We start from the raw sequence: 26,192 nt of genomic DNA on the forward strand, positions 1-26,192 counted from the left end.
CGACCTATCACCGTTTTCCTCAGCTCTCCGGTATCTCGACGACCACATGCGTCGACTTCACCGACGCCACCGCCACACTGCCCACTTCGAGCCCGAGTTCTTCCACCGATTCCCGGCTCAGCAGCGATACCAGCCGGAACGGCCCGGCCTGCATCTCCACCTGCGCCATCACGGTATCGGTGAGCACCCTGGTCACAATGCCACGCATCCGGTTACGAGCCGAGGCTGCCACGGTTACGCCCGGTTCGGGCGCGTCGGCGATCTCCCGCGCGAACTCGGCCAGATCCTGCCCGCGGACCCCCTTGCGCCCGTTCTCCAACTGGACCGCCGGCAGCCGACCCTGATCGATCCAGCGCCGGACGGTGTCATCACTGACACCGAGTAGTCCAGCAGCATCCTTGATCCGCAGATACGTCACATCAAGGACTATATCCCCGCATGTGCGGTTCTTCACGGTAGTTTTGCCGACATGATCGAAGAAGTCCCATCGACCGGAATCGGTCGCGGTATCCAGCGGTCAACGCGGGTGAATGGGTGGCAGCGACAATGCCATCTCGTTTTCGGGCCGCGGGTCGTCGGCGCCGCACGGCTGGACGGCGCCGGTGCGGGTGAACCCGTTGCGCAGGTATAACTGCTCGGCGGCCCGGTTGCCGTCGAGCACCCACAATCGCAGCTCCCGGTGCCCGGCTGCACGCGCCCACTCGGCCACGGCGTGCACGAGCCGATCGGAGATACCGGTCCGCCGGGCCGGGGGAGCGGTCCACATCGACACCAGTTCGGGCCCGCCGGCGGTGACGATCGCACCCGCCGAACCCACCGGCCCGGACTCCGTCACGGCGACGAAGAACGGATGCCGGCGGGCCGTCCACTCCCGCCACTGCTGCTCGGTCCATTGCGCGGCGTCGGCATGGGTGGTGGAGAAGGTGCCCGGCGGCGACCCGACGAGCGCGTCCAGCCGCACCGTCCGCGCAGTCGGCCATTCGTCCGGTCCGATCGTTCGTATCACCATGCCCGAATGCTCCGCCGGAAAGCGCTATGCGGCAAACGATTACTCGCGTCAGACGTCTTGTCGCACCAGTTCCGACACCGGGCTGATCCTCGTTCCGAATGCCGACCACAGGGTCCCGTCGGTCATCCGGCGCAACGTGAACCGATACTTGCCGTAGCACGCACGCGATACCGGCGACAACCGTGCCCGGCCGACCACACGGTAAGGGCTCCCGTCGATCCGTACGCTCTGCTCCATGCCTGCTCGCCCCTCTCACCGTTGCTGATGATGTCGAGCGCCACAGTGGCAGGAGCGTGCTGAAAGACACCTGAAACCAGCTGAAAGCCCTTTCAGACTCGCCGGACAGGCACTGCGTCGGCGCGGGCCGAAAGCCGGGTCCGCGGGATCGATCGAGAACTCGTGCCGGGCCGGAGCCTGCCCGTGACCGGCTGTGCCGCCGTGGCGACTCGGTTACCGTGAGACCCATGACGATCGAGCCGACGCCCGAACATCTTCCCGCATTGCGGGCCGGGGATGCCGATCGCGAGCGGGTCGCCTCGATCGTCCAGGCGGCGTTCGCCGAGGGGCGGTTGGAGCTGGCCGAGTTCGACGAGCGGATCGCAGCGGTCTATGCCGGTCGTACCGTGCCGGAACTGGAGTCGCTCACCGCCGACCTGGTACCGGCCGCCCACGGAAGCCGGACCGATCGGCTCGTTCTGCGATCCACCGGTAGCTCGGTGAAGCGCGAAGGGCAATGGCGTGTACCGCCGCAGATTGCCATCGAAACCGAACACGGTGCCGTCCGTCTCGATTTCACCGAGGCCGTGGTGCGCTCACCGGAGGTGTGGGTGGAGGTGAAATCCGCGCACGGCTCGATTGTTCTGATAGTTCCCCCGGGCTGGAGCGTCGATATCGACGAAGTGACCAGCGAGTGGGGCAACGTGGCCAACAAAGCGGGCCCGCCGGTCTCCGGTCTGCCACTGCTGCGGGTTTCCGGGGTGGTCCAGCATGCGAAGGTCACCGTCCGGCATCCCAAGCGCCGCTGGTGGTGGCCGTTCGGTGCACGCGCGAACAATCGGTGAAGCACCGGCGCACTCTTGGATTACTGCGGCGACAGCGCCTGGCCGGTCGGCCGCGGTTGTCAGTTCTGGGGTTCCGACGGTTCCTGCGGCTGGATTTCGAGGCTCCCGCCGGCCGGGAACAGGATCGGGCTCAGGAGATATTGTGCGCGTTCGGGGGTGGGCGAATTGCTGAGGCGTGGAAGGATTGCTGTGCGAAGTTCGTCGATCAGCTCCGCAACTTCCGTGGGGGAGAGCCATACCCCGTGCTGTCGGTATCCGACCAGGTCGGCACCGGGGTCGGCGTCCGGGCGATCGAGATAGGAGTTGAATTCGGCGAGCAGGGTGGCCATGGCGGCGGCGAATACCGCGCGGTGGTCGTCGGGGGTCGCCGATGCCATCGTGTCCGCGTCGATGGTGGCGCGGTCCCGGCGTAGGCGGTAGGCGCGTTCCACGGCGCCGCGCACCCGGTGTTCGTCGGCGACCTCGAGCACGCCGGCGGTGGTGAGTAGATCGACGTGGCGATAGACGGTCGCCTTCGATACGCCGGTCAGGCGGGCGCACAGCTGGGTGGTGGTGCAGGTCTGTCCGCCGGACAGGGCGTGCACGATCCGTAATCGCACCGGATGCGCCAGCAGCTCCAGGGAATCCATGAGGGCTATTTTCTCACTCGTGATACTGTTCGCAAAGTTGAGAATGGATGATCGGTGTGGAGGCCGTCATGGATTCAGTCGAACCGGCTGTTGCGGATACCGAAATATGGCAGCCGCCGGCGTATGCGGACCCGGATTCGTTCGTCGAGCAGGAGGTGACGGTGGGCTCGGGTCCGTCGGCTGTGCCGGGCACCGTCGCCCTGCCCTGCGGGGAGGGGCCGTTTCCGGCGGCCGTGCTGCTGGCCGGTGGTGGACCGTTCGACCGGGACGGCACAGCGGGTCCGAACAAGAACCTGAAGGACATTGCGTGGGGGCTGGCCAGTCGTGGTGTGGCAGTGCTGCGCTTCGACAAAGTCACCTACACACACCGCGACCGGATCGCCGCCACTCCCGGATTCACGCCGACCGACGAATACGTTCCGCATGCTGTCGCCGGCATCGAGATACTGCGCGGTCGGCCAACGGTCGACGGTGACCGTGTCTTCGTGGTCGGGCACAGCATGGGCGGCAGATTCGCGCCGCGCGTGGCCGCCGCCGAACCCGCGGCGGCCGGCCTGGTCGTCCTCGCCGGCGACACAGTACCGATCCAGTGGTCGATGGTTCGCGTCATCGACCATCTGACCCGGGTCGATCCGGCGACCGCTGCGGTCCTACCCACCGTGGAGACCGCCACCGAACACGCGAAACTGGTGGACAGCCCGGAACTTTCGCCTACCACACCCAGCGAGCAGTTACCGTTCGGGATGCCCGCCCCGTATTGGCTGGATATGCGTGCCTACGACCCGGTGGCGGTGGCCGCGGCGCTGGACGTCCCCATGCTGTTCATGCAGGGCGAACGCGACTATCAGGTCACCGTGGAGGGCGATCTGGCCGGATGGCGGGCCGGCCTGGCCGGACGCCCGGGGATCACGACCCGCACCTATCCGGCCGACGACCACATGCTCTTCCCCGGGACCGGCCCGTCGATGCCCGCGGACTACATGCGACCGCACCATGTGGACCCGGAGGTCGTGGCCGATATTGCCGAGTGGATGAGATCGCACGGCTGATGCGTTGCCCCACAGCAGGGACGTTGAGGAGGACTGATGCGGATCTCCCTGCTGGACCGCGCACGGACACGTAGCGGCGAGTCCGATGCCGCCGCCGTGGCCACCACGGTGGAACGCGCGGTGCGGGCGGACGAGCTCGGCTTCGAGCGATTCTGGACTGCGGAACATCATGCGGTACCGGGGATCGCCGGCGCGGCCCCGACCTTGCTGCTCGCGGCGATCGGGGCCCGCACCCGCAATATCCGGCTCGGCACCGGCGGGATCATGGTCCCCAATCACAGTCCGCTGGTGGTCGCGGAGCAGGCGCTCATGCTCGAGGCGCTCTATCCGGGCCGGGTCGATATCGGGCTCGGTGGTTCGCTGGGGTTCACGGCTCCGGTCCGCCGGGCACTGGGGCGTACGACCTTGCGTGCGGGCGAGTACGAGGCCGATATCGCGGAGATCCGCTCCTATCTGAACGGAGACGCCGATATCACGGTCCGGCCGAGGGTGGAGCCGCCGCCGGTGTTCCTGCTCGCCATCAAGGACGGGCTGTCTCTGGCTGCCGAGAGGGGGCTGCCCGTGGTGATAGGCGGTCCGCTTCTTCGGGAGCCGAAGGCGATCGACGCCTATTTCCGGGACTTTCGTCCCAGCGCCCACACACCTGATCCGTACCTGATGGTGAGTATCGATATCTCCGTTGCGGAGACCGCCGAGCGCGCCCGCGATCTTCTGCTGCCCGAGGCCTGGGCCTTCGCCGATTCCCGCGACGTCGGGGAGTTTCGTGCACTGCAACCTGTCGAAGACGTGCGGCGGATGCTCGGTAGTGCGCGTACGAAGAAGGTCGATGCTGTGAACGGTTGGATGGCCGCGGCCGTTTCGGGCACACCTGACCTGGTGGCCGATGCGCTCACGAACATTCTCGAGCGAACCGGCGCCTCCGAGATCCTCGCGAGTGTGAGTGCCTACGATCGCGGCGACGTCCGGAAAACCGACGAGTTCCTCGCCTCGCTACAGAATCGATAGCAAACCCGGGTGGACCAGCTGCCGTTGCCGGGGCCGGCGGGATGGTGCGGTTGTACCGGATACCACCCCGCCGGGACGACCTCAGTCCTGCGGTCCGCCCGCCACATAGATGACCTGCCCGGACACGAATCCCGCTCCCTCGCTGACCAAGAACGAAGCGGTGTTCGCGATATCCTCCGGCCGGCCCACCCGCTGTACCGGGATCTGCGCGGCAGCGGCCTTCTGGAAGTCCTCGAAATCGACGCCGACCCGGGCGGCGGTCGCGGCGGTCATATCGGTGACGATGAAACCGGGCGCGATGGCATTGGCGGTGACACCGTATTTGCCCAGTTCGAAGGCCAGGGTTTTGGTGAAGCCCTGCATACCGGCCTTGGCCGCGGAGTAGTTGACCTGGCCGCGGTTGCCCTGCGCCGAAGTGCTGGACATGTTGACGATACGACCCCACTTCTGCTCGACCATGTACTTCTGGGTGGCCCGGGTGAGCAAGAAGGCACCGCGCAGATGCACGCCGAGCACGGTGTCCCAGTCGTCGACGCTCATCTTGAACAGCAGGTTGTCGCGCAGGACGCCGGCATTGTTGACCACCACGGTGGGTTCGCCGAGTTCGGCGGCCAATCGCTCGACCGCGGCGTTCACCGAATCCTCTTTGCTCACATCGGCGCCGAGTGCGAGTGCCTGCCCGCCGGCGGCGGTGATCGCCGAAACCGTGTCGGCGCAGGCGGTTTCGTCGAGGTCGAGGACCCCGACTTTCATCCCGTCGGAGGCCAGCCGTTTGGCGATGGCGGCCCCGATTCCCCGGGCGGCGCCGGATACCACTGCGATCCTGTCGGCCATACGTTCGAATCCTCTCCTGTGGGCGGTAGTTCTTACGCCATCTAACAACGTGCGCGGGCCGGGAGCGAGGGGGTGCCGGAACAAGATCTCTCCGGTGATGCTGTACGGGTCGGACAGTGTCCGGCGCGGTCGGCGGCTCGTACCGCTACGTGCGTACCGATCCGGTGGTCAGAGTGTGCGGATGCGGGCGCAGACGGTGCGGTAGATCGAGGCCAGGTCGGAATTGCCGCCGCCCGGCGCGCAGGCCTCGACCCATTCCTCGCACGCGAGCTGCACCGAGAGCTGTGCGACCTGGACGATCGTCCGCACCCGGGACCGGTCGGCGGCCGGGCACCGTCCTTCGATGAGCGTCATCGAACGTTTGGCGTTGTCGGCGTAATGGGCGACGGCGGCCTTGCTGAGAGCGGCGTCGGCCGAGACCAGTTTCTGGATCCGTAGGGCGGTCGCGGCGACTTCGCTCTGTTCGTCGTTGCGGATGCCCTCCATCACCTGCTCGATCGCGGTCTCCATATCGGTGAGCGACAGTGATTGCATATCCGCGGTTTCGAGGCAGCCGTGCACGGCCTCGTCGAAACCGAACGAGTCGAACAGGACGCATTCTTCCTTGGTCGCGAAGTAGCGGAAGAACGTCCGCTGGGAAATACCTGCCGCGCGGGCGATCTCCTCGCTGGTGGTGTGGTCGACGCCCTGCCGTTCGAACAGGGCGAGGGCGGCCTCCCGGATCTCGATACGGGTGGCGTTCCGGCGGCGCGCACGCAAGTCGAGGGGCGGCGTAGCAGAGAGCACGGGCCACAGGGTACTTCCTCGCGGTCGCGGCGGGGCAATCAATGCCAATATGTCAGCGACTGTCATTTTTGTTAGGGTGGCTCGGTAACAGCGGCACTATCGAGCGGATAAACCCACGTGACAGACAACTCGGTGGCGACGACAACCGACGACACAGACCACGCCGGCGGGCGTGCCCCGGGGGCGTTCCTGCTGATCGGGATCCTGCTCGTCGCGGCGTTCGTCGTAATCCTCAACGAGACCATCCTCAGCGTGGCCCTGCCGACCCTGATGGTGGACCTCGAGATCAGCGCGGCCACCGCGCAGTGGCTGACCAGCGGCTTCCTGCTGACCATGGCGATCGTGATCCCCACGACCGGTTTCATCCTCCAGCGGTTCGCGTTGCGCGCGATCTATATCGCCGCGATGTCGCTGTTCAGCGGCGGCACAGTGATCGCGGCGCTGGCGCCCGGATTCGAAGTTCTGCTCATGGGACGGATCGTGCAGGCCGTGGGTACGGCGCTGATGATCCCGTTGCTGATGACGACCATTCTCAACCTGGTGCCCGAGCGGTCGCGTGGTAAGACGATGGGGCTGGTGTCGATTGTGATCTCGGTGGCCCCGGCCGTCGGGCCCACCGTGTCCGGGCTCATCCTGCAGTCCCTGAGCTGGCGGGCGATGTTCTGGATCGTGCTGCCGTTTGCAGTCCTGGCGCTGGTACTGGGCGGAGCGTTCATCCGCAATGTGACCGAACCGCGCAAGGCGCATCTCGACTACCTCTCCGTACCGCTGGCGGCACTCGGATTCGGCGGTCTCGTCTTCGGATTGAGCAGTATCGGCGAATCGGCCTCCGGCCATGCGCCGATCCCGCCGTGGGTATCGCTCACGGTCGGTGCGGCCGCGCTGGCGCTCTTCATCGCGCGCCAGCTGAAACTGGTGGACCGGGGCCGGGCGCTGCTGGATCTGCGAACGTTCGCGGTCGGCCCCTTCCGGCTCGCCGTCATCCTGATGGCGTGCCTGATGCTGAGCCTGTTCGGCGCACTCATCATCCTGCCGATGTACCTGCAGAACGTGCTCGGCAAGGACGTCCTCACGACCGGGCTGGTCCTCCTGCCCGGTGGACTGGTCATGGGTTTGCTGGCCCCGGGGGTCGGGGCCCTGTTCGACCGGTGGGGTGCCCGGCCGCTGGTACTGCCCGGCACCATGGCCCTGAGTGCCGGTTGCTGGATTCTGGCCACCCTCGACGAGAATTCCTCGATCGCGCTGGTGATCACCGCGCATGTGATCGTGAGTGCGGGCATCAGCTGCGGGTTGACACCGTTGATGACCTCGGCGCTGGGCTCGCTGCCGCCCGAGCTGTACTCCCACGGCAGTGCGACCGTGAGCACCGTGCAACAGGTCGCGGGTGCGGCCGGGACCGCGCTGTTCATCACGCTGATGACCCGCGGTACCGAATCGGCGCTCGGCGAGGGCGCTGCGCCGATCGCGGCTGCCGCCGACGGTGTGCACACCGCCTTCTTGGTTGCGGCCGTGCTGTCGCTGGTGTTGATCGCGGCGGCAGCGATGGTTCGCTCACCGAAGCAGCAGGGCGTGACCGAAGAGAGCGACCCATTGACAAAGGTGGCGCACTGAGGACAGTGACGTAGCGAGGTCAGTGGCGTAATGGGCGTCGCAGTACCCCGGAATTCCCTGGTACCGGAATTCCGGGGTACTACGCAATTCACCTAGGTGTGGGAAACCCGCACTCCCGTAGGCACGTTCGCGCCCTTATGCTCGGGAAGTCCTGTCGCCTGCAAGTTTGGAATGTGATGACCGATCCTCAGCCGCCCTTCGACCTGTCCAAAGGGCAGCAGTACCCGCCGGGACAGCAGTACCCGCCCGGCCAGCAGTACGCATCGGGGCAGCAGTACCCACCGGGGCAGCAGTTCGCAGCGGGGGAGCAGTATCCGTCCGGCCAGCAGTACGCGCCGGGTCAGCAGTTCCCGCAGGGGCAGCAATTCCCGCAGCAGGGGCAGCAATATCCGCAGGGCCAGCCGTATCCGTCGCAGCCGGATTTCGGTGGGCAGCCGCAGTTCGGTGCGCCGCAGCAGGGTTATGCCTACCCGGGGCAGCAGCCCTACGGTGTTCCGGTGGGGGCTCCGGTATCGCCCGCCGATGCGAAGATGTGGGCCATGCTGGCGCATCTGGGCAGTATCCTGCTCGGCTGGATCGCGCCGTTGATCGTCTGGCTGATGTACAAAGACCGTGACGAGTTCGTCCGCCGCCATGCGGTGCACGCGTTGAACTTCCAGATCCTGCTGTTCATCAGCATGATGGTGTCGGCGTTGCTGTCGATCATCCTGATCGGGCTCATCCTGCTGCCGATCGTCTGGATCCTGGGACTGGTCTTCGCGATCATGGCCGGTATCGCGGCCAACAAGGGCGAGGAGTACAAGTACCCGATCAATGTCTCGTTCGTGAAATGAGTGGATGCGGGCCGGTGTTCGCCGGCCCGCACCCCGGCCGCGGTACCGGTACGGCGCAGTTGCCCGGTACCGCGGCGCTTTTCACGGCCGTAGTACCGCGGTCAGGAACTCGGTCTGGTCGTGGACGGTCTGCTCGAACAGATCGTCGAAATAGATATCGAAATGCCCGGCGGGATAGCGCTTCACCTGGGCGTGTTTGGTTTTCCCGGCGGCGCGTAGTGCGGGTTTCACTGGTGTGATCGAATCCTGGTCGCACAGGGCATACAGCACCGGCATCTTCAGATCTTTGGCATGCCGGCCCGGCCGGTCGAACAGCAGCGGAAAGGCCGCGCGCGCCGGTATCTTCGGCCGGTAGGCCGGACTCTCTTCGGCCAAGCGGCCGAACCCGGCCGGCACCTGCGTCCCGGTCGCCATCGCCGCGGCGCGTTTCCGCCCGGCGAGCCGGACCTGGACCGGCTTACGAAAGATCGTGCCGAACAGCGCATCCGTGATGGCCAGGGTGCCCACTTTGACCAAGCTGATGGGCCCCTTCGCCAGCGCCGAGGAGAATCCGCTGACGAACGGCGCCTGTGCCACGACCGCCGCGATATAGGCATCGTCGGGTGCCACGGCCAGCGCATGACCGCCACCCAGCGACGTCCCCCACAGCGCGATCCGCGTGGCGTCGAAACCCCGCAGGGTCCGCGCGTAGGCGATGGCGGAGGTCCAGTCCTCGCGCTGCCGCGCGATATTGACCGTTTGCCGCGGTTCGCCGTCACTGCTACCGAAATGCCGGTAATCGAATACCAATACCCCCATTCCCGCGGCGGCGAACCGCCGCGCGTACCGATCCAGACCCATTTCCCGGTTCGCACCCAGTCCGTGCCCCATCACCACGATGGGGCGGGGCTTGGGCGGACCGGCCGGTTGGTACAGCCAGCCGGCACATTTCTGACCTCCCGACGGGAAGCCGACCTCCACACGCTCCATGATCAGTGACGGTACCGAGGTGTTGTTTCGCCGAAGTTGTCAGTCCGGGTGGGCGCCGGTGCCGCGACCGGCCGGGGTCGTGGCCGCGGGGCCGTGGGGGGTGTGCCCGGCGGAACGGATCAGGGTGATTCCGTAGCCGGTGAGCCACACCGCCCACAGCAGCCAGCCGGCCAATCCGAGCAGAGAGAGGGTGCCGTGACCGGTGACGATCAGCGGCGTGAGGGTCGCGGAGGCGAATTGCAGGCAGGCCGCGACGGTTCCGAGTACCAGCTGCCACCGGGTGAGCAGGCCGGCGGTGAATCCGGCCGTGCCGAGACCGAACATGGCCAGTGCCAGGAACGTGCCGTTGAATCCGAATACCGCTTCGTGCAGCGCCCACAGGGTGCCGATACTCGCCGGATCGCCGACCGTCGTCATTGCCAGGCGGATCGCGACCACGACGGTGAAGGTGGCGTTCTGCAGCAGTACTCCGGCGAAACCGGCGTAGGCCCAGGCGGTCCGGCCGCCTGCAGATAGGACCGCCGCCAGCGCGCCTGCGGCGAACAGGGTTGCCAGGGCCCATACGGCAGGTAGTAGTGCCGAGATCGCGATGGTGGGCTGGTCGGTGGAGAGGAAGAATTCGGTCGCCTCGTCGGTGGACGAACCGGGCGAGGGCATTCCGGCGGGTACGAGGACGAGATTGGCGGCGACGATGAGCAGTGCGAAGCCGATTCCCGCCGCGCCGGCGGTTCGCTGGGCGACCACGGCGTCGAAGGATTTTCTGGACATATATTCAATATAAGGTGTGTAAACCGAAAGGGGAACCATGGACGGCGAGCCCGACCGGCGCCGATACGATTCGCTGCGCCGAACCGCGCAGGCCCAGGAGACCACCGCGCAGATCGCCCGCTGCGCCCGCGAACTCTTCGTCACGCGAGGCTGGGAGGCTACGACGGTGCGCGAGGTCGCCAAGGCCGCCGGCGTCTCCGTACCCACGGTGTATGCGGCATACGGCAACAAGACGGGGCTCACCCGGGCCCTTGCCGCCGCCGCGGACCTCTCCGGCGACCTCCCGCGCATGATCACCGAACTGGAAGCCGCGCCCGGCCCGGCCGCGCAGCTGGCGGCCATGGCCGGGTACGACCGCCGGCTGTTCGAACGGGCCGGAGATGTCATCGTGCTGCTGCGGGAGGCGGGCCGCGCCGAACCCGAACTCGCGCGCGAGTACCGCGACGGCCGCCACCGCGCCGACGAGACCCGCATCCAGGTGTTCTCCGGATGGCCGGACGGTGTGCTGCGCCCCCGTCTCACCGTGGACGAGGCCGTCGATATCTACGCCGCACTCTGCAATATCGACGTGTTCACCGTGCTGACCGGCGAGCGCGGGTGGGCCCCGGACCGGGTCGAGCGCTGGTGGGGCACGGCCCTGGTGCGGGAACTGCTGACGCCCATGTGATCGACTGGGCGGGGCGGGAGCCGGGGCCGGCAGCGAGTATCGTGTGCGGCGGATGAGCCGGCCGGGCGGTCGCGGCGCCGGGGACGGACACTCGCAGGGTGTCACGCCGGGCGCCGAGGAAAGTCCGGACTCCACAGAGCAGGGCGGTTGCTAACGGCAACCCGGGGCGACCCGCGGGACAGTGCCACAGAAAACAGACCGCCCGTGGCCCGTCAGGGCCGCGCGGTAAGGGTGAAACGGTGCGGTAAGAGCGCACCAGCGCCCCGGGTGACCGGGGCGGCTCGGTAAACCCCGCCCGGAGCAAGGTCGAAGGCCGCACCCTATGGTGCGGTTGCGCAGGTGTTCGAGGGCTGCTCGCCCGAGCCTGCGGGTGGACCGCTCGAGGTACCCGGCGACGGTGTGCCCAGATGGATGGCCGCCACCCGGTGCGAACCGGGGACAGGATCCGGCTTACAGGCCGGCTCATCCGCGCCCGGAACATCCCATGATCACAGCGGGCTACTGCCCACTGAAACCGGCATTTCCGAACCGGTCTTCCGCCGGGGCCGGCGCTCGGCGACTCGGGCGGCAGGCACACCGTGGGCCCCGGGCGACGACGGGACACAGGGGACACGGGGCGGTGACAGCAGGTCCCGATCCAGGGCTGGGTCGACAGCTCGAGAGTGCATGCGTGTGGTGACGTTGTGTCACCGCATCCGGCTGACCCGGGGGGTATGGGTGACCGGTGCGGCGGCCCGGGCGGAGGGCAGCTTGCGCATGGTGGTGGTACTGCCCTCCGGATCGGTTGTGGTGGCGGCCCGGTTACGCGGCCGGCGTACGGATGCGGTTCCGGCTCTTCCGTGGGCTGTTTCCCAGCCCGCGACAAACGCCGTCCGCATCGCGTCCGCCTCGGCAGCATCGATCCGGCGGGTTGTGCGGTACTCGTCCCAGGCGGCTTCGCGGGCTTCCCGGGCCCGGCTGTGGATACCGGCCCGCAACACCTCGGTTGCCAGCTCGGTGACGGTGCGGCCCTTCACGGCTGCCCGGTCCATGAGGATCCGATGGTCCGTGCTCTGCAGGCGGACCAGGATGTCGATATAGCTCATCGGAACTTCCTCGGGGCTGAGCCTTCGCCGGAGCTGCGGCCGCTTCGGTTCGGGCGGGTCGGTTTCGGTGGCGGACGCCTGGGCTTCGAGGGTCCGTGGGTCCGCCGGGTAACCTGTCGATGCGCTGCAACGACGCGGTTGTCTGTGTAGTCGCGCCGGCCGGTCCGGGGGTTACTACCCGGGGTGTCCCAGAAAATAGGGGTTGGACAGCAGAACCTGCGCGCATTACAGTCGCCGTCGGCAAATCGTGGGGACGGGAGGGATGTATGACGATTCTGGTGACCGGGGCAACCGGCAATATCGGCCGGAAGGTCGTCGACGAACTGCTGGCCCGCGGCGTGGGGGATATTCGCGCGCTGACCGTGAATCCGGAGAAGGCGGCGCTGCCGGAGGGGGTTGCGGCCTTTCGCGGGTATGTCCGCAAACCGGAAACTCTGCGCGCCGCACTCGACGGCGTCGAACGGATGTACCTGGCGCCGGCGCCGGACACCGTGGAGGAAGTGGTCGCGCTGGCGAGGGGTGCGGGGGTGCGTCATATCGTCGATCTGTCCGGCGAGCCCGACAGCTGGTGGGGCACGGTCTCGAACGCGGTCGAGGCGAGCGGCCTGGCGTGGACGCATCTGTGGCCCGGGGATTTCATGGAGAACACCGAGATCTGGGCGCGCCAGATCCGGGAGACCGGTGCGGTCCGTGAACCCGACCCCGACGCCGGCAGCACCCCGATCGCCATGGACGATATCGCGGCCGTGGCCGCCGCGGCGCTGACCGGCGACGACCATATCGGCCGCGCCTATTCATTGACCGGCCCGGAGAAACTCACCCGGGCGCAACTGCTGGCCCAGCTGGCGTCCGCACTGGGCCGGGAGCTCGAATTCCTGCAGGCAACCCGCGAGGAGACGATCCGGGTACTCACCCCGACGATGGGCGATACTGCCACCTGGTACGTCGACAATGTGCTCACCGGCTTGGACGGGATCACCTTGCCGGCGAACCGGATCGCCGAAGAAATCACCGGCCGCCCGGCGATGACCTTCGCCGAATGGGCGGCACGCTACGCTTCCGGGATTTTCGGCCCGGATTCCGGGGCGCGGGATTGAGCAAAGCGGGATTTCCGCCCTTTCCGGGTAATTCGGACCGCTGATTTCGGTCCGAGCCCGTTCCGGGTATCGATCCGAAAGCCCGGTACGGGCTGTTGTTACTGCTGCCCGCACATCGCCGCGACCATCTGATAGACGGCGTCGGTCTCCTGTGGTGCCGGCGTAGTCCTGCCGGTATCGAGGCGTTCGGTGAGCGCGGCGGTGGCCTCGTCCTCGGGCGTACCCGACCGGATATCGGCACAGGTCTCGGTGAAGATCGCGGTGATCGCGGCGTCGTCGCGGCCCTCGGCCAGCCCGGGGAAGGCGCCGCGGAAGCCGATGACGAACGAACCGGCCTTGACCTGGTCGATTTTCGCGGTATCGGGGTTCGCGACCGACGAGGTCGCGGCGGTTTCCGCCTCCGCGCTATCGCTCTGGCAGCCGGTCGCGGCGATCGCGAGCACGACGAGGGCGGCGGGCAACAGAAATGAGGGTCTTTTCACGGCCCGGATGGTAACTCCACGAGGTGGACACCGTCCCCCGCCGGGCGGGGGGCGATGTTCACCCAGTGGCCGATCAGGCCGTGGGTCCGACGACGAACATCTGCGCCAGTGCGGTGGCCTGCTGCGGGCCGACGAGGGGGAGCAGATAGTCATAGATGAGAGTGGACATACGTGAGGAAACTCCAACTCGGATTCGTTGAACGCTTACGGTTCGCCACAGTAGCAGTTGCGGGGGAGGGGCGAACTTTTCGCGAGAGATTTGTGCAGAGGTGGCATAAAGGGTGATCGGCGTCATAAGGTATGCGCGTCGGCAGGCTCGCCGTCGCCCTCGAATGCGCCGTCGAGCCGATTCATACCTATCGAAGACAGGTCACATCACATATGCGGGTAGCACGTACCTTGGCAGCCGGAGCCTTCATCGCCGGGGCCGCATCCGTTCTCGCCACCGTGGGCGCCGGTTCGGCCGGTGCGGTCGCGGTGACACCGATGCCCGATGTCGGTGGGGTGCGGGTCGACCTCAGCCCCGGGGACACCCAGTGGGTGCACAACAGCAATTTCGGGCATATGCTCGCGGCTATCCCGCATCCGTCGGCTCCCTCGTTCGGGATGGCGCTGGACGCGGCCGCGGCGGTGTCGTCGGCGCAGCCGAACGGTCGGGTGGTTTTCACCGTGTTCGGTCCGCTGCATGAACTGAACGGGTCGATGCTGGCGGTGCAGTAGCGCGGCAACGCTTTTCGCGGCTCGGGCCGGTACCGGATCTCGGTGCCGGCCCGAGCCGTCTGTCTTCGATGGGTGATCGTGGAGCGGTCGGCTCAGGACTTGTCGATGGCTGCCGCGGCCGCCGGATACCGGGCCAGGCAGCGGCCGGCCGCGGTGTCCTCGGCATCGGCGAGGGTTTCGTACAGGTGGGTGTCCTCACCGGCGGCGTGCGCGGCGGCGGCGTGCGCGTGCAGGGCGTCATACGATTCGACCGCGTCGCGGTGATCGCCGAGTACGGTCTGCAGATGTTTGGCCCGCCCGCCCAAGTCCGCGGCGAACTCGCCCAGCACGGCTTCCGCCGCCTCGCAGGAGTACCGTAATCGCTTGGCGCTCTTGCGGATATCGTGCAGCAGTTCGACCCGGTCGGTGGGTGCCGCGGTCGGTTCGGCGCGCACCAGGCGGCGCACCCGTTTACGGTCGGCCCGCAGGACGGCGTCGAAAACCTCGGCCGCGGGCGACGCGCTCACCGAGGTGCGCAGCGGTGGGCGCTTACGCCACTTCTTCAACTCGCTGCGGACAGCCCGGTAGCGGGTGCTGTCCAGGGCGGTGAGTACCGCGCCGTGTGCGGCGAGGTAGCGGTCGCGCTCCGCCCGGACCAGCCGTTTGCGCGTGGGCTTCAATGCGGCACAATCCTTTTCGGCATACCGTTCGAGGAGGTCGGCGAACCGGGCGCCGCGGACCTCCGCATCCCGGGCGACCCCCAGAATTCCCGCGAGCCAGGCCAATTCGGTGCGCACACGGCTGGCCGCATCGGGGTCGAGTAGCCGCTTGTACGAGCGCAGGACACTGCGCAGCCGCCGCGTCGCGACCCGCATCTGGTGCACCGAATCGTCCGCGTCGGCACGAACTTCCGGTTCGGCCGCGAGCAACCGTTCGATATCGGCGCGTAGTGCGGCGGTGAGTGCGGCCCCGGCCGTGCCGGGTTCCGAGCTCATCAGGGTACCGCCGCGAAGGTATCGGTGGCCTCGACGAGGTGGTGCACGATTCCGGGTTCGGTGGCCGAATGCCCGGCATCGTCGACGATCCGCAGCCGCGAATGCGGCCAGGCGCGGTGCAGGTCCCAGGCGCTGACCGCCGGGCAGACGATATCGTGGCGGCCCTGCACGATGATTCCCGGAATATGGGTTATCGCATCGATATCGCGCAGCAGTTGTCCCTCGTCGAGGAAACCGCCGTGCCGGAAATAGTGGTTCTCGATCCGGGCGAAGGCGAGCGCGAAACGCGGGTCGCCGGCATCGGCCGTACGTTCGGGGTCGGGGCGCAGCGAACTGGTCGCGGCTTCCCAGGTGGACCAGGCGACGGCGGCCGCGGTCGCGACTTCCGGGTCGGCGGAATGCAGTAACCGGTGGTAGGCCTCCACCAGGTCACCGTCGCGTTCGGAGGCGGGGACCGGGGCGAGGAACTTCTCCCATTCGTCCGGGTACACGTATCCCGCGCTGCCGTTGTAGTACCAGTCGATTTCCTTGCGGCGCAGCAGGAATATCCCGCGCAACACCAGTTCGGTCACGCGGTGCGGATACTTCTGCGCGTAGGCCAGCGACAGGGTCGAACCCCAGGAACCGCCGAAGACCAGCCACCGTTCGATACCGAGTTCGGCACGCACCGCCTCGATATCGGCGATCAGGTGCGCCGTGGTGTTCACCGACAGATCGGCGCCGTCGGCGATATGCGGGGTGGAATTCCCGCAGCCGCGCTGATCCAGCAGCACGATCCGGTAGCGCTCGGGATCGAAGTAGCGGCGGTTGAGCGCGGAGGTGCCGCCGCCCGGGCCGCCGTGCAGGAACACCGCGGACTTACCGGCCGGGTTGCCGCATGTCTCCCAATAGATCCTCTGGCCGTCGCCGACCTCGAGCAGGCCCCGGTCGTACGGTTCGATCGGGGGATACAGCGTGCGCATCACAGCGTCAGCACGCCGGCTGCCAGTTCGGGCAGCTCCAGCGCCTCGAGGGCCTGGGTCCGCACATCCGGGCAGGCGGCGGAGGTGGTCCGGTCGACAACCGCCGTATCACCCAGCAGTTGCTGATTTCCCACACCGTTGGTCAGCGCCCACTCGTGCGCCATCAGGTTCAAACCGATCCGGCCGATCGTCGGCCCCTGGACCCGCCAGTTCGACAGCTCCGGTTCCATCATGTCGCACAGATTCTGCGCGGCTTTGTCCGAAACCTCGAGGGGAGTGGCGGGTGCGGCGCTGGTGCCGGTCGGCGCGGCGGTCGCGGTCGTGGTGGTGGAAGTGGAGGGATCGCTTGTGGCCGGTGAACCGGTCTGCACACCACCACATGCGGTGAGCAGTGCCGCCCCGCACACTCCCACCACCATCAGGGCGCCCCGTGCCGTCCGAACGGTTGTCCACGCGCGTTGCCGCATCAGTACCTCTGTACTCGAGTCGAAAACTTCTCGACACCGAGTTTGCCATCTCCGGCAGAGGTGGGAAGCCGCTCCGGCCCGGACGCGGGCTCAGAAGCTGTGCTCAGGCCCCGGGAAAGTACCGCTGCGCACCTCGTCGGCGTACGCGGCGGCCGCCGTGCGCAGATCGTCACCCACAGTGGCGAACCGCTTCACGAACTTCGCGGTTTTCCCGCTGGTGTACCCGGCCATGTCCTGCCACACCAGCACCTGGGCATCGCAGTCGGCACCGGCGCCGATACCGATGGTCGGGATGGTCAGCTTCCGGGTGACCTGGCCGGCGACGTCGGCGGGCACCATCTCCATCACCACCGAGAACGCGCCCGCGGCCTGTACCGCGATCGCGTCGGTCAGCAGGCCTTCGGCGCCCGCGCCGCGGCCCTGGACCCGGAACCCGCCGAGGGTGTTCACACTCTGCGGGGTGAACCCGATATGCGCCATCACCGGGATACCGGCGGCGGTGAGCAGGGCGATCTGATCGGCGACGCGTTCGCCGCCCTCCAGTTTCACCGCATGCGCGCCACCCTCCTTCATGAACCGGGTGGCGGTCGCGAGCGCCTGTTCGGGGGAGCTCTCGTAGCTGCCGAACGGGAGGTCGGCGACCACCAAGGCGTGCGGGGCACCCCGCACCACGCCGCGGACCAGCGGGATCAGCTCATCGGTGGTGATGGGCACGGTGGTGTCGTACCCGTACACCACATTGGCGGCCGAATCGCCGATCAGCAGGACCGGGATCCCGGCCTCTTCGAACAGGCGGGCGGTGGAGTAGTCGTAGGCGGTGAGCATGGCCCAGCGTTCGCCCGTCGCCTTCATCTGCTGGAGATGCTGGACGCGGGTCGGCCGGCGGGCCGGTTTCGCGGAATCCGCGCCGGGAGATTTCGCGGCACCGTAGGCGGGAGTTTCCGCGGCGGAATCGGACATGGCTGATGATTCGGACATCATCGTCCCTTTCGTCTCCTCGAGGCCCTGACCGGGTCCCCGGGTGGGTGTGACGCCTACCAGTGTGCACCCGCGGCGGAGCCGGAACTAACCCCGCGACCTGGTGCGGTTGGTCACATCCACGGGTGTCGGCGCTGGTGGCGCTAGCATGGCGCCGGTGCGGAGTGGGTGGTGTGGAGTGCCGGCGGGTGTGCTGGCGGCGGTGGCGATCCTCGTCGCGGGATGCGCGGAGGAGCAAGAGGTGGCGACGGCGCCACCGGCGCCCGTCCCCGCGGAGCTGACCCGCTTCTACGAACAGGTCCCGCAATGGGAATCCTGCGCCGGGTACGTCGCGCCGGGGGAGAGCCTGCCGCCGGCGGCGCAGTGCGCGCGCATCGAGGTGCCGATCGACTACGCCGACCCGGACGGACCGACCGCGCAACTGGCGCTGTCGCGGCTGCGTGCGACCGGCTCGAAGATCGGGTCGCTGCTGCTCAACCCGGGCGGGCCGGGGATGTCGGGACTGTCCACCGCCACGATCGGCGGCGGCACGCCGGTGGCCGAACGATTCGACCGGGTGGGTTTCGATCCGCGCGGGGTCGGCGCGTCCACTCCGGCGGTGACCTGCCTGACCCCGCAGGAGGCCGATGCCGAACGCGCCGAAACACCCGAGCCGAACACGCCCGAGGGGATCGCCGCCGACGAGGCCGAGAACCGCGAATACGCCGATCGCTGTATGGCGCGCACCGGCGCGGACCTGCTCGCTCATATCGGCACCCGCGAGGTCGTGCAGGATATGGACGTCATCCGCGCGGTACTGGGCGATCCGAAGCTCAACTATCTGGGTTACTCCTACGGCACGCGGCTCGGCACGGCGTATGCGGAGAAGTTCCCGGGCAATGTGCGGGCGATGGTCCTCGACGGCGCCATCGACCCGACGCAGGACCCGGTCGCGGAATCGCTGCGGCAGGCGGCCGGGTTCCAGCAGGCCTTCGACGCCTATGCCGCGGACTGCGTGACCTCGGCGGACTGTCCGCTCGGTACCGACCCCGCCCAGGTGATTCCGCGTTTCCGGGAGCTGGTGGACCCCCTGTGGGATACCCCCGCGGCCACCACCGATCCCCGCGGCCTCAGCTACGACGATGCCATCACCGGCGTCCAGCAGACCCTCTACAGCGCCGATTTCTGGCCGGTGCTCACCGTCGCGCTCACCGAACTGAGCCACGGTCGCGGCGATACCCTGCTGCAGCTCGCCGATATGTACAACGGCCGCCGCGACGACGGCAGCTACAGCAACCTGACCGATGCCTTCAACGCGATCCGCTGCGTCGACGACCCCCGGGTTACCGATCCGGCCGTCGCCGGGCGCCAGGACACCGAATATCGCGAGGCGGCTCCCTTCCTGGACGACGGCCGCGGTACCGGCGCGGCGCCGCTGGAACTGTGCGCGGGCTGGCCGGTCCCGAACACCAGCCAACCGCACGAGATTTCCGTGGAAGGCCTGCCGCAGACCGTGGTGGTGTCCACCACAGGCGATCCGGCGACGCCCTATCAGGCGGGCGTGGATCTGGCCGGGCAACTCGGCGCGGCCTTGATCACCCATGAGGGCGATAGCCACACTGTGGTGTTCAACGGCGGCGCGACCTGCGTCGACGATGCGGTGATCAACTATCTGGTCGACCTGAAATCGCCGCCCGAGGGCCTTCGCTGCTGAGCGGGATTCAGCCGCGCCGACGAGCCGACACACAGCGCAGCACGCCATGTAACACGGATTTAACGCCAGATGCTTACGCTCGCGGACATGGATCGCCAGAAGGAATTCGTGCTGCGGACGCTCGAAGAGCGGGACATCCGATTCGTACGTCTCTGGTTCACCGATGTGCTGGGCTATCTGAAGTCCGTCGCCATCGCACCCGCCGAGCTCGAAGGGGCCTTCGAAGAGGGCATCGGATTCGACGGATCGGCCATCGAAGGGTTCGCCCGGATCTCCGAGGCCGATATGGTGGCCCGGCCCGATCCGTCCACCTTCCAGGTGCTGCCGTGGTCTTCCAGCAAAGGGCATCAGCATTCCGCCCGGATGTTCTGCGATATCACCATGCCCGACGGTTCGCCGTCGTGGGCCGATCCGCGCCACGTCCTGCGGCGGCAGCTGAACAAGGCCGGTGATGTCGGGTTCAACTGCTACGTGCATCCGGAGATCGAATTCTTCCTGTTGAAGAACCAGGCCGACGGGCTTCCGCCCGTCCCCGCCGATACCGGCGGGTTCTTCGATCAGGCCGTGCACGATTCCGCCCCGAACTTCCGACGCCACGCCATCGACGCGCTCGAATCCATGGGTATCTCGGTGGAGTTCAGCCACCACGAAGGCGCGCCCGGCCAGCAGGAGATCGATCTGCGCTACGCCGACGCGCTGTCGATGGCCGATAACGTGATGACCTTCCGCTACCTGATCAAGGAAGTCGCCATCGACGAGGGCGTGCGCGCGACGTTCATGCCCAAACCGTTCTCCCAGCACCCCGGGTCGGCCATGCATACGCATATGAGCCTGTTCGAAGGGGAAGCGAACGCGTTCGCCGACCCCGACGATCCGGATAACCTCTCGGGCACCGCGCGGGCCTTCATCGCGGGCATTCTCGAACACGCGCACGAGATCAGCGCCGTCACCAACCAGTGGGTGAACTCCTACAAGCGCCTCATCCACGGCGGCGAAGCGCCGACGGCGGCCTCGTGGGGCCGGTCCAACCGGTCCGCGCTGGTCCGGGTGCCGATGTACACGCCGAACAAGGCCTCGTCACGGCGGGTCGAGATCCGTAGCCCCGATTCGGCCTGCAACCCTTATCTCACTTTCGCCGTCCTCCTGGCCGCCGGCCTGCGGGGGGTCGAGAAGGGCTACGAACTGCCGTCGGAAGCCGAGGACGACGTCTGGTCGCTCACCGCGGCGGAACGGCGTGCCATGGGCTTCAAGGAACTGCCCGGCACCCTGGACGAGGCGCTCAAGGCGATGGAACGGTCGGAACTGGTCGCCGAAACGCTGGGCGAGCACGTCTTCGATTTCTTCCTGCGCAACAAGCGCCGTGAATGGGCGGACTACCGGACCCAGGTGACCCCGTTCGAACTGCAGGAGTACCTCGGGCTGTAACAACGCGGCGGCGGGCGGGGGTCCGGCACACTTCCCGCCGCGAACGGGTTAACTTTGGCTTATGGTCCGCCCCCCGTCCGCCCGGTCCGCCGTCCCCCGCGCCGGCCGGCTCGGATTGCTCGAGCCGACGGCCGCCGAATCGCTGACAACCCTCGGCTGGGACAATGTCGAGAGCATCGCCGTGCTGTGGGCGCTGTCGCGCGCACCGGACGCCGATCTTGCGCTCAACACCCTGATCCGGATCCGCGAATCCCTCGGAAGCGACTGGGACGGTTTGGATTCCGCGATCCGCGCCGAGACGACACTGCGAGGCAGGCTGTTCGCGCTCATCGGTTCCTCCACCGCCTTCGGTGATCACCTGGTCGCCGATCCGCAGGCCTGGACGATACTGCGCCGCGAGGAACTGCCCGACCGGGACGAAGTGATCGCCGATCTGCTCGCGGTGGTCGGCGCCGAACCGGAAACCGGGCCCAACGCCGCACCGATGGTGTTCCGCGCCACCGAATCCGGGCCCGAAGTGGTGGCCGCGCTGCGCAAACGCTACCGCGATCAGCTCATGCTGCTGGCCGCCGTCGATCTGGCCGCGACCGTGGAGGACGAACCGGTCATCCCGTACGAGGTCGTGGGGCGCCAGCTCACCGCGCTCGCCGACGCGGCGCTCACCACCGCGCTCGCGGTGGCGGTGGCGCGGGTCTGCCGCGACGAACCGTGTCCGGTGCGGCTGGCCGTTATCGCCATGGGGAAAAGCGGGGCCTGCGAACTCAACTACGTCAGCGATGTCGATATCGTGTTCGTCGCCGAACCCGCCGACGCCACCGCCACCCGCCTCGCCGCGGAGATGATGACCGTCGGCAGTTCCGCGTTCTTCGAGGTGGACGCGGCGCTGCGGCCCGAGGGCAAGGCCGGCGCCCTGGTGCGCACGCTGGAATCACATCTGGCCTATTACCAGCGCTGGGCGCGGACCTGGGAGTTCCAGGCACTGCTCAAGGCGCGGCCGATGACCGGCGATCTGGAGCTGGGGCAGCAGTACCGCGCGGCCACCGAAGCAATGGTGTGGACCGCCTCCGAACGCCCGGATTTCGTTCCCGATGTGCAGGCCATGCGGCGCCGCGTGGAGGACCTGGTGCCCGAGGACCTGCGGGAGCGGGAACTGAAACTGGGCAGCGGCAGCCTGCGCGATGTCGAATTCGCGGTGCAGCTCCTGCAGCTCGTGCACGGCCGGGTCGACCCGAAACTGCATGTGCAGGGCACCGTGGAAGCGCTGGCCGCGCTGGCCGCGCGGGGCTATGTGGGTCGCGAGGACGCTGCCAACCTCACCGCCTCCTACGAGTTCCTGCGGTTGCTGGAGCACCGGCTGCAACTGCAGCGGCTCAAACGCACCCACACCCTGCCCGCCGCCGACGACGAGGAAGGTATGCGCTGGCTGGCCCGGGCCGCGCATATCCGGCCCGACGGTAAACGCGATGCCGCCGGTGTCCTGCAGGTGGAGTTGCGCCGCAACACCAGCCGGATCCGGCGCCTGCACACCAAACTCTTCTACCGTCCGCTGCTGGAATCGGTGGCCAGTATCGAATCGGCCGCACTGCGACTCAGCCCCGACGCCGCCGTCCGTCAGCTCGCCGCGCTCGGGTATGCCGACCCGGAACATGCTCTGGGCCATCTACGTGCCCTCACCAGCGGTATCTCCCGGAAGGGCCGGATCCAGGCCCTGCTGCTGCCGACCCTGCTGGCCTGGCTCGGCGATACCCCCGACCCCGATGCCGGCCTGCTCGCCTACCGGCGGGTGTCGGAAGGCCTGAACGACCAGGACTGGTATCTGCGGGTGCTGCGCGACGAAGGCGCGGTGGGCCAGCGGCTGATGATGATTCTGGGTTCCTCGGCGTACCTGCCCGATCTGCTCATCAATGCTCCCGAAACCATCCGGATGTTCGCCGACGGCCCCGAGGGCCCACTGCTGCTGCGCACCAAGCCGGCGGATGTGGCGCGCAGTATCCTCACCGCCGCCGACCGCTACGACGACCCCAAACGTGCCGTGGCGACCGCCCGGTCGCTGCGCCGGCACGAACTGGCCCGGGTGGCCTCCGCGGATCTGCTCGGGTTGCTCGATGTACCGCAGGTCTGCGCCGCGCTGTCCGAGGTATGGGTGGCGGTGCTCGAGGCGTCGCTGCGGGCGGTGATCCGGGCCGGTGTTGCCGAACGTGGTGCCCCCGCGCCCGCGGATTTCGCGGTGATCGGAATGGGCCGGCTCGGCGGGATGGAATTGGGCTACGGATCGGATGCCGATGTGCTGTTCGTCTGCGAACCCCGGCCGGGCGAGGACGAGCATGTCGCGGTGAAATGGGCCAACGGTATCGCCGAACAGGTACAGAAACTGCTCGGCGCACCCAGTACCGACCCGCCGCTGCAGGTCGACGCCGGCCTACGTCCCGAGGGCCGTAGCGGCCCGCTGGTGCGCACGCTCGCCGCCTACGAGGCCTACTACCGCCAATGGGCGCAGCCCTGGGAAGTGCAGGCGCTGCTGCGGGCCCACCAGGTGTCCGGGGATCAAGACCTCGGGCTGCGATTCCTGCACACGATCGATCCGGTGCGCTACCCGGCCGGCGGTGTCTCGGCCGACGCCGTGCGCGAGATCCGGCGGATCAAGGCCCGGGTGGATTCCGAACGGCTACCCCGCGGCGCCGACCCCGCCACCCACACCAAACTGGGTCGTGGCGGGCTCGCCGATATCGAATGGACGGTGCAACTGCTGCAGTTGCGGTATGCGCACGAGGTCCCGGAACTGCACAACACCTCCACCCTCGAAGCGCTGGACGTCATCGGGGGCCACGAACTGCTCGGCACCGAGGACACCGATCTGCTCCGGCAGTCCTGGCTCACCGCCACCGCGGCCCGCAACGCCCTGGTGCTGGTACGCGGGAAACCCAGTGACCAACTGCCCGCGCCGGGCCGCACCCTGTCGGCGGTGGCGCGGGTGGCCGGCTGGCCGAGCGACGACGGCGGGGAGTTCCTGGACAACTATCTGCGGGTCACTCGCCGGGCACGCGGGGTGGTGGAACGAGTCTTCGGCGTCTGACCCGCGTGTGGTCTCCTGGCACCGGCCCGACTCATACCCCGAGTGCGCGTACCCGCTTACCGCAGAGCTGCACCATATCGTCGACATCCGAGGTGAGGATGGCAACGGGTTTCACTGCGCGGAGGGCAGTGGCGGCCACTACCGCGTCGATGGCATATTTGTGGCCGTGTAAGCCTGCCGTACGCAGCAGTTCCATGGCGTGGAACGAGATCTCGTCGGTCACCGGCTCGATCCGCAGGCGGGATAGATGCCAGCGCAGTCGGCTGCTGTTCGATCGCACGTCGAACGCTTCGATGGGGGTGAGGGCACTGACAATGACGCGCAGATCGTTGTCTTGCGCCTCACGGACGTAGGCCGTTACTCGTGGGTCGGCGCCAACCCATTTGGACAGTCCCTCGCAATCCAGTACCAGCGTTCCGGCGCTCAGACGGCTCGACCGGCGTGTCATGTGCCCTCCGGGCGCAGATCCGGATCTGCCTTGAGCGCACGGAAAAAGGCAGCGGCTTCATCGCGAAAGTCTGCAGTCGCGGATCCCGCGTGTTCTTCGTTGGCCAGCAGCGCCTCTTCGAGGAGGTCCCGTTCGATCTGACGTTCGACCGCGGCATCGACGTATGCAGAAAAGCCGCGTGCGCCGACCCGCTCTCGGATCGCTCGAACATTCCCAGCGCGTAGTGACACGCTGATTTTCGAGGCGGGGCCGTCGCCGGGGGAATATTCCGCATGTGCTGCCGTCATGCCTCCACTTTACTACTCGAAGTAGGAATTTTGTGGGCTCCGGGAGGCGGCCGGTCAGCCGGGTGGTGACATCGGCGAAAACCTGATCGATCGGATCATTGGATTGCGGCGCGTTCCTCGTGTCAGTTTTCGAAGTCGCCTTCTGTGATTTTCGGAGTCCTGCTCAGTGGTGTAGAGGTTGGTTCGCAGCTCTGAACTGGGAGGAAAGGTGTTCCAGATGTGTGAGGCGCTGTCTTAGCCCCAGGCCTGGGAAGGCTCGTGGTCGAGATCAAGGGATTCCGCATCCGCCAGGACGGCGCCTTGGTCGGGCCGTGGCGGATGGACAGCGGCGAGGTGGCCGAAGTGTACGGCACCGACTTCACCCACAGTCCACTCAATCGGTTCCGTACGAACACGATGGCGATGAAGAACTGGGCCGCGACCACCGTCGGCCGGCGGCGGTACGTCTACGGCCTGGTGCACCGCCTCGGCAGCCGCCCAGTGCACCGGGCGGCTGCCGAGGTCGATGCCCTCGTTCGCTGTCTCGGGCTCGCGCACCTCGACGGCTACCCCCGTAACCTACTCGCCGCTGCGCTCACCGCCCCGTCGCCTGCTATGGCTGACCTCGGGTTTGCCCGATGCGATCTGTGGCGGGGAACAGTCGTTCGACGGCAGCGACGATGGCCGCGCGACGGTCCGCCAGGAATTGTTTGCGTGCGCCTTCAGATGAAGGCAGACCGGGTTGGTCGGCCCAGGCCGCCGCGAGTTGGCTGACGAACACCAGGACGTCGAGCGGGTCCCATGAGGGATCGAGCAGCCCTTCTTGTTGTGCGCGGCGGAGCTTCGCGGTCTTGTGTCGGGCTGTGTCCCGGGCGGCGGCGTCGGTGCCGGCGAATTCGAGTTCTCCCCAACGCATGATCCGTCGGTTGTCAGGGTTGGCGACGAAGTAGTCGTGGACCCGTCCGGCGTAGCCGGGCAGATCGGCGGGATCCAATTGCGTCGCTGCGGCGACCGCGTCGAGCTCACGGGCGGCGACGAACCCGTAAAGCTCTTCCTTGCTTCGGAAGTAAGCGTAGACCCGCTCCTTGCTGGTCCGGGCTGATTTCGCGATGCGATCGATGCGCGCACCGGCGATTCCGTACCGCGCGAACTCGGCCGTGGCCGCTTCGACGATGCGGTCACGGGTCGAATCGGTACGAAACGAGTCCGGCATTAAGTCATCCTACCAATCGGAACTGTTTGGTTTGCTGCGCTCAGCATGAAGGTTGTAGCACGCCAAACGGTTCGGTTTGACAGTCTCG

General features: G+C 67.5%; 27 protein-coding genes and 1 other RNA gene. 12 read left to right on the plus strand and 16 right to left on the minus strand.

The genetic code is table 11. The annotated features are described in order from the left end of the window. Positions 1-19: 19 nt before the first annotated feature. Positions 20-418, minus strand: coding sequence for a molybdopterin-binding protein (locus ACFWPH_RS31005; RefSeq protein WP_378755777.1), 399 nt, complete (start codon positions 416-418; stop codon positions 20-22). A 99-nt stretch (positions 419-517) separates the two neighbouring features. Next, entirely contained in the window at positions 518-1,009 is a 492-nt protein-coding gene (locus tag ACFWPH_RS31010; RefSeq protein ID WP_378755778.1) for a GNAT family N-acetyltransferase, read from the minus strand. A gap of 464 nt (positions 1,010-1,473) precedes the next feature. Between ACFWPH_RS31010 and ACFWPH_RS31015 the strand changes: the two genes are divergently transcribed. After that, positions 1,474-2,070 (plus strand): DUF1707 domain-containing protein, encoded by a 597-nt coding sequence (locus tag ACFWPH_RS31015; protein WP_378755779.1) that lies wholly within the window; start codon positions 1,474-1,476, stop codon positions 2,068-2,070. Between the two features lie 59 nt (positions 2,071-2,129). On the opposite strand, the gene ACFWPH_RS31020 is transcribed toward ACFWPH_RS31015, so the two are convergent. Beyond that, on the minus strand, positions 2,130-2,699 hold the full coding sequence (locus ACFWPH_RS31020; protein ID WP_378755780.1) for a helix-turn-helix domain-containing protein: 570 nt from the start codon (positions 2,697-2,699) through the stop codon (positions 2,130-2,132). A 68-nt stretch (positions 2,700-2,767) separates the two neighbouring features. Between ACFWPH_RS31020 and ACFWPH_RS31025 the strand changes: the two genes are divergently transcribed. Both ACFWPH_RS31025 and ACFWPH_RS31030 read left to right on the plus strand, forming a co-directional pair. Continuing rightward, positions 2,768-3,748 carry an alpha/beta hydrolase family protein gene (locus ACFWPH_RS31025; RefSeq protein ID WP_378755781.1) on the plus strand — a complete coding sequence of 327 codons (981 nt, stop codon included), beginning with the start codon at positions 2,768-2,770 and terminating at the stop codon, positions 3,746-3,748. A gap of 36 nt (positions 3,749-3,784) precedes the next feature. Next, positions 3,785-4,753, plus strand: a complete 969-nt coding sequence (locus ACFWPH_RS31030) for an MsnO8 family LLM class oxidoreductase (protein WP_378755783.1) — start codon at positions 3,785-3,787, stop codon at positions 4,751-4,753. 81 nt (positions 4,754-4,834) lie between these two features. Here ACFWPH_RS31030 and fabG read toward each other — a convergent pair whose 3' ends face one another. Together fabG and ACFWPH_RS31040 are read right to left on the minus strand one after the other, a co-directional pair. Next, the gene (gene fabG / locus ACFWPH_RS31035; protein ID WP_378755784.1) at positions 4,835-5,587 is read right to left on the minus strand and encodes a 3-oxoacyl-ACP reductase FabG; all 753 of its coding nucleotides are present in this window, start codon (positions 5,585-5,587) and stop codon (positions 4,835-4,837) included. A gap of 168 nt (positions 5,588-5,755) precedes the next feature. Next, entirely contained in the window at positions 5,756-6,373 is a 618-nt protein-coding gene (locus tag ACFWPH_RS31040; RefSeq protein WP_378755785.1) for a TetR family transcriptional regulator, read from the minus strand. 117 nt (positions 6,374-6,490) lie between these two features. Between ACFWPH_RS31040 and ACFWPH_RS31045 the strand changes: the two genes are divergently transcribed. Continuing rightward, positions 6,491-7,984 carry an MDR family MFS transporter gene (locus ACFWPH_RS31045; RefSeq protein ID WP_378755786.1) on the plus strand — a complete coding sequence of 498 codons (1,494 nt, stop codon included), beginning with the start codon at positions 6,491-6,493 and terminating at the stop codon, positions 7,982-7,984. A gap of 176 nt (positions 7,985-8,160) precedes the next feature. Continuing rightward, complete coding sequence (locus tag ACFWPH_RS31050) at positions 8,161-8,817, plus strand: DUF4870 domain-containing protein (RefSeq protein WP_378755788.1); 657 nt, start codon at positions 8,161-8,163, stop codon at positions 8,815-8,817. 81 nt (positions 8,818-8,898) lie between these two features. Here the strand turns inward: ACFWPH_RS31050 and ACFWPH_RS31055 are convergent, their stop codons facing one another. Both ACFWPH_RS31055 and ACFWPH_RS31060 read right to left on the minus strand, forming a co-directional pair. Beyond that, complete coding sequence (locus ACFWPH_RS31055; protein WP_378755789.1) at positions 8,899-9,786, minus strand: alpha/beta hydrolase; 888 nt, start codon at positions 9,784-9,786, stop codon at positions 8,899-8,901. A gap of 39 nt (positions 9,787-9,825) precedes the next feature. Next, a complete protein-coding gene (locus ACFWPH_RS31060) occupies positions 9,826-10,554 on the minus strand; it encodes a 2-oxoglutarate/malate transporter (RefSeq protein ID WP_378755790.1) in 729 nt (242 codons plus the stop codon). A 37-nt stretch (positions 10,555-10,591) separates the two neighbouring features. On the opposite strand from ACFWPH_RS31060, the gene ACFWPH_RS31065 reads away from it, so the two are divergent. Both ACFWPH_RS31065 and rnpB read left to right on the plus strand, forming a co-directional pair. After that, positions 10,592-11,221: a TetR/AcrR family transcriptional regulator gene (locus ACFWPH_RS31065; RefSeq protein WP_378755791.1), complete on the plus strand. Its 630-nt coding sequence runs from the start codon at positions 10,592-10,594 to the stop codon at positions 11,219-11,221. A 53-nt stretch (positions 11,222-11,274) separates the two neighbouring features. Further along, positions 11,275-11,690, plus strand: an RNA gene (rnpB, locus tag ACFWPH_RS31070) — RNase P RNA component class A. A gap of 217 nt (positions 11,691-11,907) precedes the next feature. Here rnpB and ACFWPH_RS31075 read toward each other — a convergent pair. Beyond that, positions 11,908-12,306, minus strand: a complete 399-nt coding sequence (locus tag ACFWPH_RS31075; protein ID WP_378755793.1) for a hypothetical protein — start codon at positions 12,304-12,306, stop codon at positions 11,908-11,910. Positions 12,307-12,572: 266 nt separating this feature from the next. Between ACFWPH_RS31075 and ACFWPH_RS31080 the strand changes: the two genes are divergently transcribed. Then, positions 12,573-13,403, plus strand: a complete 831-nt coding sequence (locus ACFWPH_RS31080; protein ID WP_378755794.1) for an SDR family oxidoreductase — start codon at positions 12,573-12,575, stop codon at positions 13,401-13,403. Positions 13,404-13,501: 98 nt separating this feature from the next. On the opposite strand, the gene ACFWPH_RS31085 is transcribed toward ACFWPH_RS31080, so the two are convergent. Beyond that, on the minus strand, positions 13,502-13,885 hold the full coding sequence (locus ACFWPH_RS31085) for a hypothetical protein (protein ID WP_378755795.1): 384 nt from the start codon (positions 13,883-13,885) through the stop codon (positions 13,502-13,504). Positions 13,886-14,266: 381 nt separating this feature from the next. On the opposite strand from ACFWPH_RS31085, the gene ACFWPH_RS31090 reads away from it, so the two are divergent. Further along, the gene (locus tag ACFWPH_RS31090) at positions 14,267-14,605 is read left to right on the plus strand and encodes a hypothetical protein (protein WP_378755796.1); all 339 of its coding nucleotides are present in this window, start codon (positions 14,267-14,269) and stop codon (positions 14,603-14,605) included. Between the two features lie 92 nt (positions 14,606-14,697). On the opposite strand, the gene ACFWPH_RS31095 is transcribed toward ACFWPH_RS31090, so the two are convergent. The 4 genes from ACFWPH_RS31095 to panB form a co-directional block, all read right to left on the minus strand. Further along, a complete protein-coding gene (locus ACFWPH_RS31095; RefSeq protein WP_378755798.1) occupies positions 14,698-15,579 on the minus strand; it encodes a CHAD domain-containing protein in 882 nt (293 codons plus the stop codon). Continuing rightward, positions 15,579-16,541 carry a prolyl aminopeptidase gene (pip, locus tag ACFWPH_RS31100; RefSeq protein WP_378755873.1) on the minus strand — a complete coding sequence of 321 codons (963 nt, stop codon included), beginning with the start codon at positions 16,539-16,541 and terminating at the stop codon, positions 15,579-15,581. Before pip ends, ACFWPH_RS31095 begins: the two co-directional genes overlap by 1 nt. Next, positions 16,541-17,008 (minus strand): hypothetical protein, encoded by a 468-nt coding sequence (locus ACFWPH_RS31105; RefSeq protein ID WP_378755799.1) that lies wholly within the window; start codon positions 17,006-17,008, stop codon positions 16,541-16,543. The genes pip and ACFWPH_RS31105 overlap by 1 nt, the downstream gene beginning before the upstream one ends. Positions 17,009-17,098: 90 nt before the next feature. Continuing rightward, on the minus strand, positions 17,099-17,968 hold the full coding sequence (gene panB, locus ACFWPH_RS31110) for a 3-methyl-2-oxobutanoate hydroxymethyltransferase (protein ID WP_378755874.1): 870 nt from the start codon (positions 17,966-17,968) through the stop codon (positions 17,099-17,101). A gap of 166 nt (positions 17,969-18,134) precedes the next feature. Here panB and ACFWPH_RS31115 point away from each other — a divergent pair, with 166 nt between their 5' ends. The 3 genes from ACFWPH_RS31115 (at position 18,135) to ACFWPH_RS31125 (ending at position 24,177) form a co-directional block, all read left to right on the plus strand. Beyond that, positions 18,135-19,679 carry an alpha/beta hydrolase gene (locus ACFWPH_RS31115; RefSeq protein ID WP_378755800.1) on the plus strand — a complete coding sequence of 515 codons (1,545 nt, stop codon included), beginning with the start codon at positions 18,135-18,137 and terminating at the stop codon, positions 19,677-19,679. An 87-nt stretch (positions 19,680-19,766) separates the two neighbouring features. Continuing rightward, on the plus strand, positions 19,767-21,104 hold the full coding sequence (locus tag ACFWPH_RS31120; RefSeq protein WP_378755801.1) for a glutamine synthetase family protein: 1,338 nt from the start codon (positions 19,767-19,769) through the stop codon (positions 21,102-21,104). A gap of 61 nt (positions 21,105-21,165) precedes the next feature. Next, the gene (locus ACFWPH_RS31125) at positions 21,166-24,177 is read left to right on the plus strand and encodes a bifunctional [glutamine synthetase] adenylyltransferase/[glutamine synthetase]-adenylyl-L-tyrosine phosphorylase (protein WP_378755802.1); all 3,012 of its coding nucleotides are present in this window, start codon (positions 21,166-21,168) and stop codon (positions 24,175-24,177) included. 31 nt (positions 24,178-24,208) lie between these two features. Here ACFWPH_RS31125 and ACFWPH_RS31130 read toward each other — a convergent pair whose 3' ends face one another. The 3 genes from ACFWPH_RS31130 to ACFWPH_RS31140 all read right to left on the minus strand — a co-directional run bounded on the left by ACFWPH_RS31130 (position 24,209) and on the right by ACFWPH_RS31140 (position 26,104). After that, positions 24,209-24,625 (minus strand): DNA-binding protein, encoded by a 417-nt coding sequence (locus ACFWPH_RS31130; protein WP_378755803.1) that lies wholly within the window; start codon positions 24,623-24,625, stop codon positions 24,209-24,211. Continuing rightward, positions 24,622-24,912 (minus strand): hypothetical protein, encoded by a 291-nt coding sequence (locus tag ACFWPH_RS31135; RefSeq protein WP_378755804.1) that lies wholly within the window; start codon positions 24,910-24,912, stop codon positions 24,622-24,624. Before ACFWPH_RS31135 ends, ACFWPH_RS31130 begins: the two co-directional genes overlap by 4 nt. Before the next feature lie 592 nt (positions 24,913-25,504). Next, positions 25,505-26,104, minus strand: a complete 600-nt coding sequence (locus ACFWPH_RS31140; protein WP_378755805.1) for a TetR family transcriptional regulator — start codon at positions 26,102-26,104, stop codon at positions 25,505-25,507. Positions 26,105-26,192: the final 88 nt, after the last annotated feature.

Origin of the sequence: Nocardia sp. NPDC058499 (assembly GCF_042719915.1) — a bacterium.
Lineage (GTDB): Bacteria > Actinomycetota > Actinomycetes > Mycobacteriales > Mycobacteriaceae > Nocardia.

Bases quoted from the DNA above. Each gene is read 5' to 3' on its own strand.
- ACFWPH_RS31015 (WP_378755779.1), top strand. From the start codon at position 1,474: ATGACGATCGAGCCGACGCCCGAACATCTTCCCGCATTGCGGGCCGGG.
- ACFWPH_RS31065 (WP_378755791.1), top strand. From the start codon at position 10,592: ATGGACGGCGAGCCCGACCGGCGCCGATACGATTCGCTGCGCCGAACC.
- panB (WP_378755874.1), bottom strand. From the start codon at position 17,968: ATGTCCGATTCCGCCGCGGAAACTCCCGCCTACGGTGCCGCGAAATCT.
- ACFWPH_RS31050 (WP_378755788.1), top strand. From the start codon at position 8,161: ATGACCGATCCTCAGCCGCCCTTCGACCTGTCCAAAGGGCAGCAGTAC.
- ACFWPH_RS31120 (WP_378755801.1), top strand. From the start codon at position 19,767: ATGGATCGCCAGAAGGAATTCGTGCTGCGGACGCTCGAAGAGCGGGAC.
- ACFWPH_RS31090 (WP_378755796.1), top strand. From the start codon at position 14,267: ATGCGGGTAGCACGTACCTTGGCAGCCGGAGCCTTCATCGCCGGGGCC.
- ACFWPH_RS31130 (WP_378755803.1), bottom strand. From the start codon at position 24,625: ATGACACGCCGGTCGAGCCGTCTGAGCGCCGGAACGCTGGTACTGGAT.
- ACFWPH_RS31060 (WP_378755790.1), bottom strand. From the start codon at position 10,554: ATGTCCAGAAAATCCTTCGACGCCGTGGTCGCCCAGCGAACCGCCGGC.
- ACFWPH_RS31025 (WP_378755781.1), top strand. From the start codon at position 2,768: ATGGATTCAGTCGAACCGGCTGTTGCGGATACCGAAATATGGCAGCCG.
- ACFWPH_RS31115 (WP_378755800.1), top strand. From the start codon at position 18,135: ATGGCGCCGGTGCGGAGTGGGTGGTGTGGAGTGCCGGCGGGTGTGCTG.
- ACFWPH_RS31020 (WP_378755780.1), bottom strand. From the start codon at position 2,699: ATGGATTCCCTGGAGCTGCTGGCGCATCCGGTGCGATTACGGATCGTG.
- ACFWPH_RS31030 (WP_378755783.1), top strand. From the start codon at position 3,785: ATGCGGATCTCCCTGCTGGACCGCGCACGGACACGTAGCGGCGAGTCC.
- ACFWPH_RS31140 (WP_378755805.1), bottom strand. From the start codon at position 26,104: ATGCCGGACTCGTTTCGTACCGATTCGACCCGTGACCGCATCGTCGAA.
- ACFWPH_RS31010 (WP_378755778.1), bottom strand. From the start codon at position 1,009: ATGGTGATACGAACGATCGGACCGGACGAATGGCCGACTGCGCGGACG.
- ACFWPH_RS31135 (WP_378755804.1), bottom strand. From the start codon at position 24,912: ATGACGGCAGCACATGCGGAATATTCCCCCGGCGACGGCCCCGCCTCG.
- ACFWPH_RS31095 (WP_378755798.1), bottom strand. From the start codon at position 15,579: ATGAGCTCGGAACCCGGCACGGCCGGGGCCGCACTCACCGCCGCACTA.
- pip (WP_378755873.1), bottom strand. From the start codon at position 16,541: ATGCGCACGCTGTATCCCCCGATCGAACCGTACGACCGGGGCCTGCTC.
- ACFWPH_RS31080 (WP_378755794.1), top strand. From the start codon at position 12,573: ATGACGATTCTGGTGACCGGGGCAACCGGCAATATCGGCCGGAAGGTC.
- ACFWPH_RS31055 (WP_378755789.1), bottom strand. From the start codon at position 9,786: ATGGAGCGTGTGGAGGTCGGCTTCCCGTCGGGAGGTCAGAAATGTGCC.
- ACFWPH_RS31125 (WP_378755802.1), top strand. From the start codon at position 21,166: ATGGTCCGCCCCCCGTCCGCCCGGTCCGCCGTCCCCCGCGCCGGCCGG.
- fabG (WP_378755784.1), bottom strand. From the start codon at position 5,587: ATGGCCGACAGGATCGCAGTGGTATCCGGCGCCGCCCGGGGAATCGGG.
- ACFWPH_RS31105 (WP_378755799.1), bottom strand. From the start codon at position 17,008: ATGCGGCAACGCGCGTGGACAACCGTTCGGACGGCACGGGGCGCCCTG.
- ACFWPH_RS31075 (WP_378755793.1), bottom strand. From the start codon at position 12,306: ATGAGCTATATCGACATCCTGGTCCGCCTGCAGAGCACGGACCATCGG.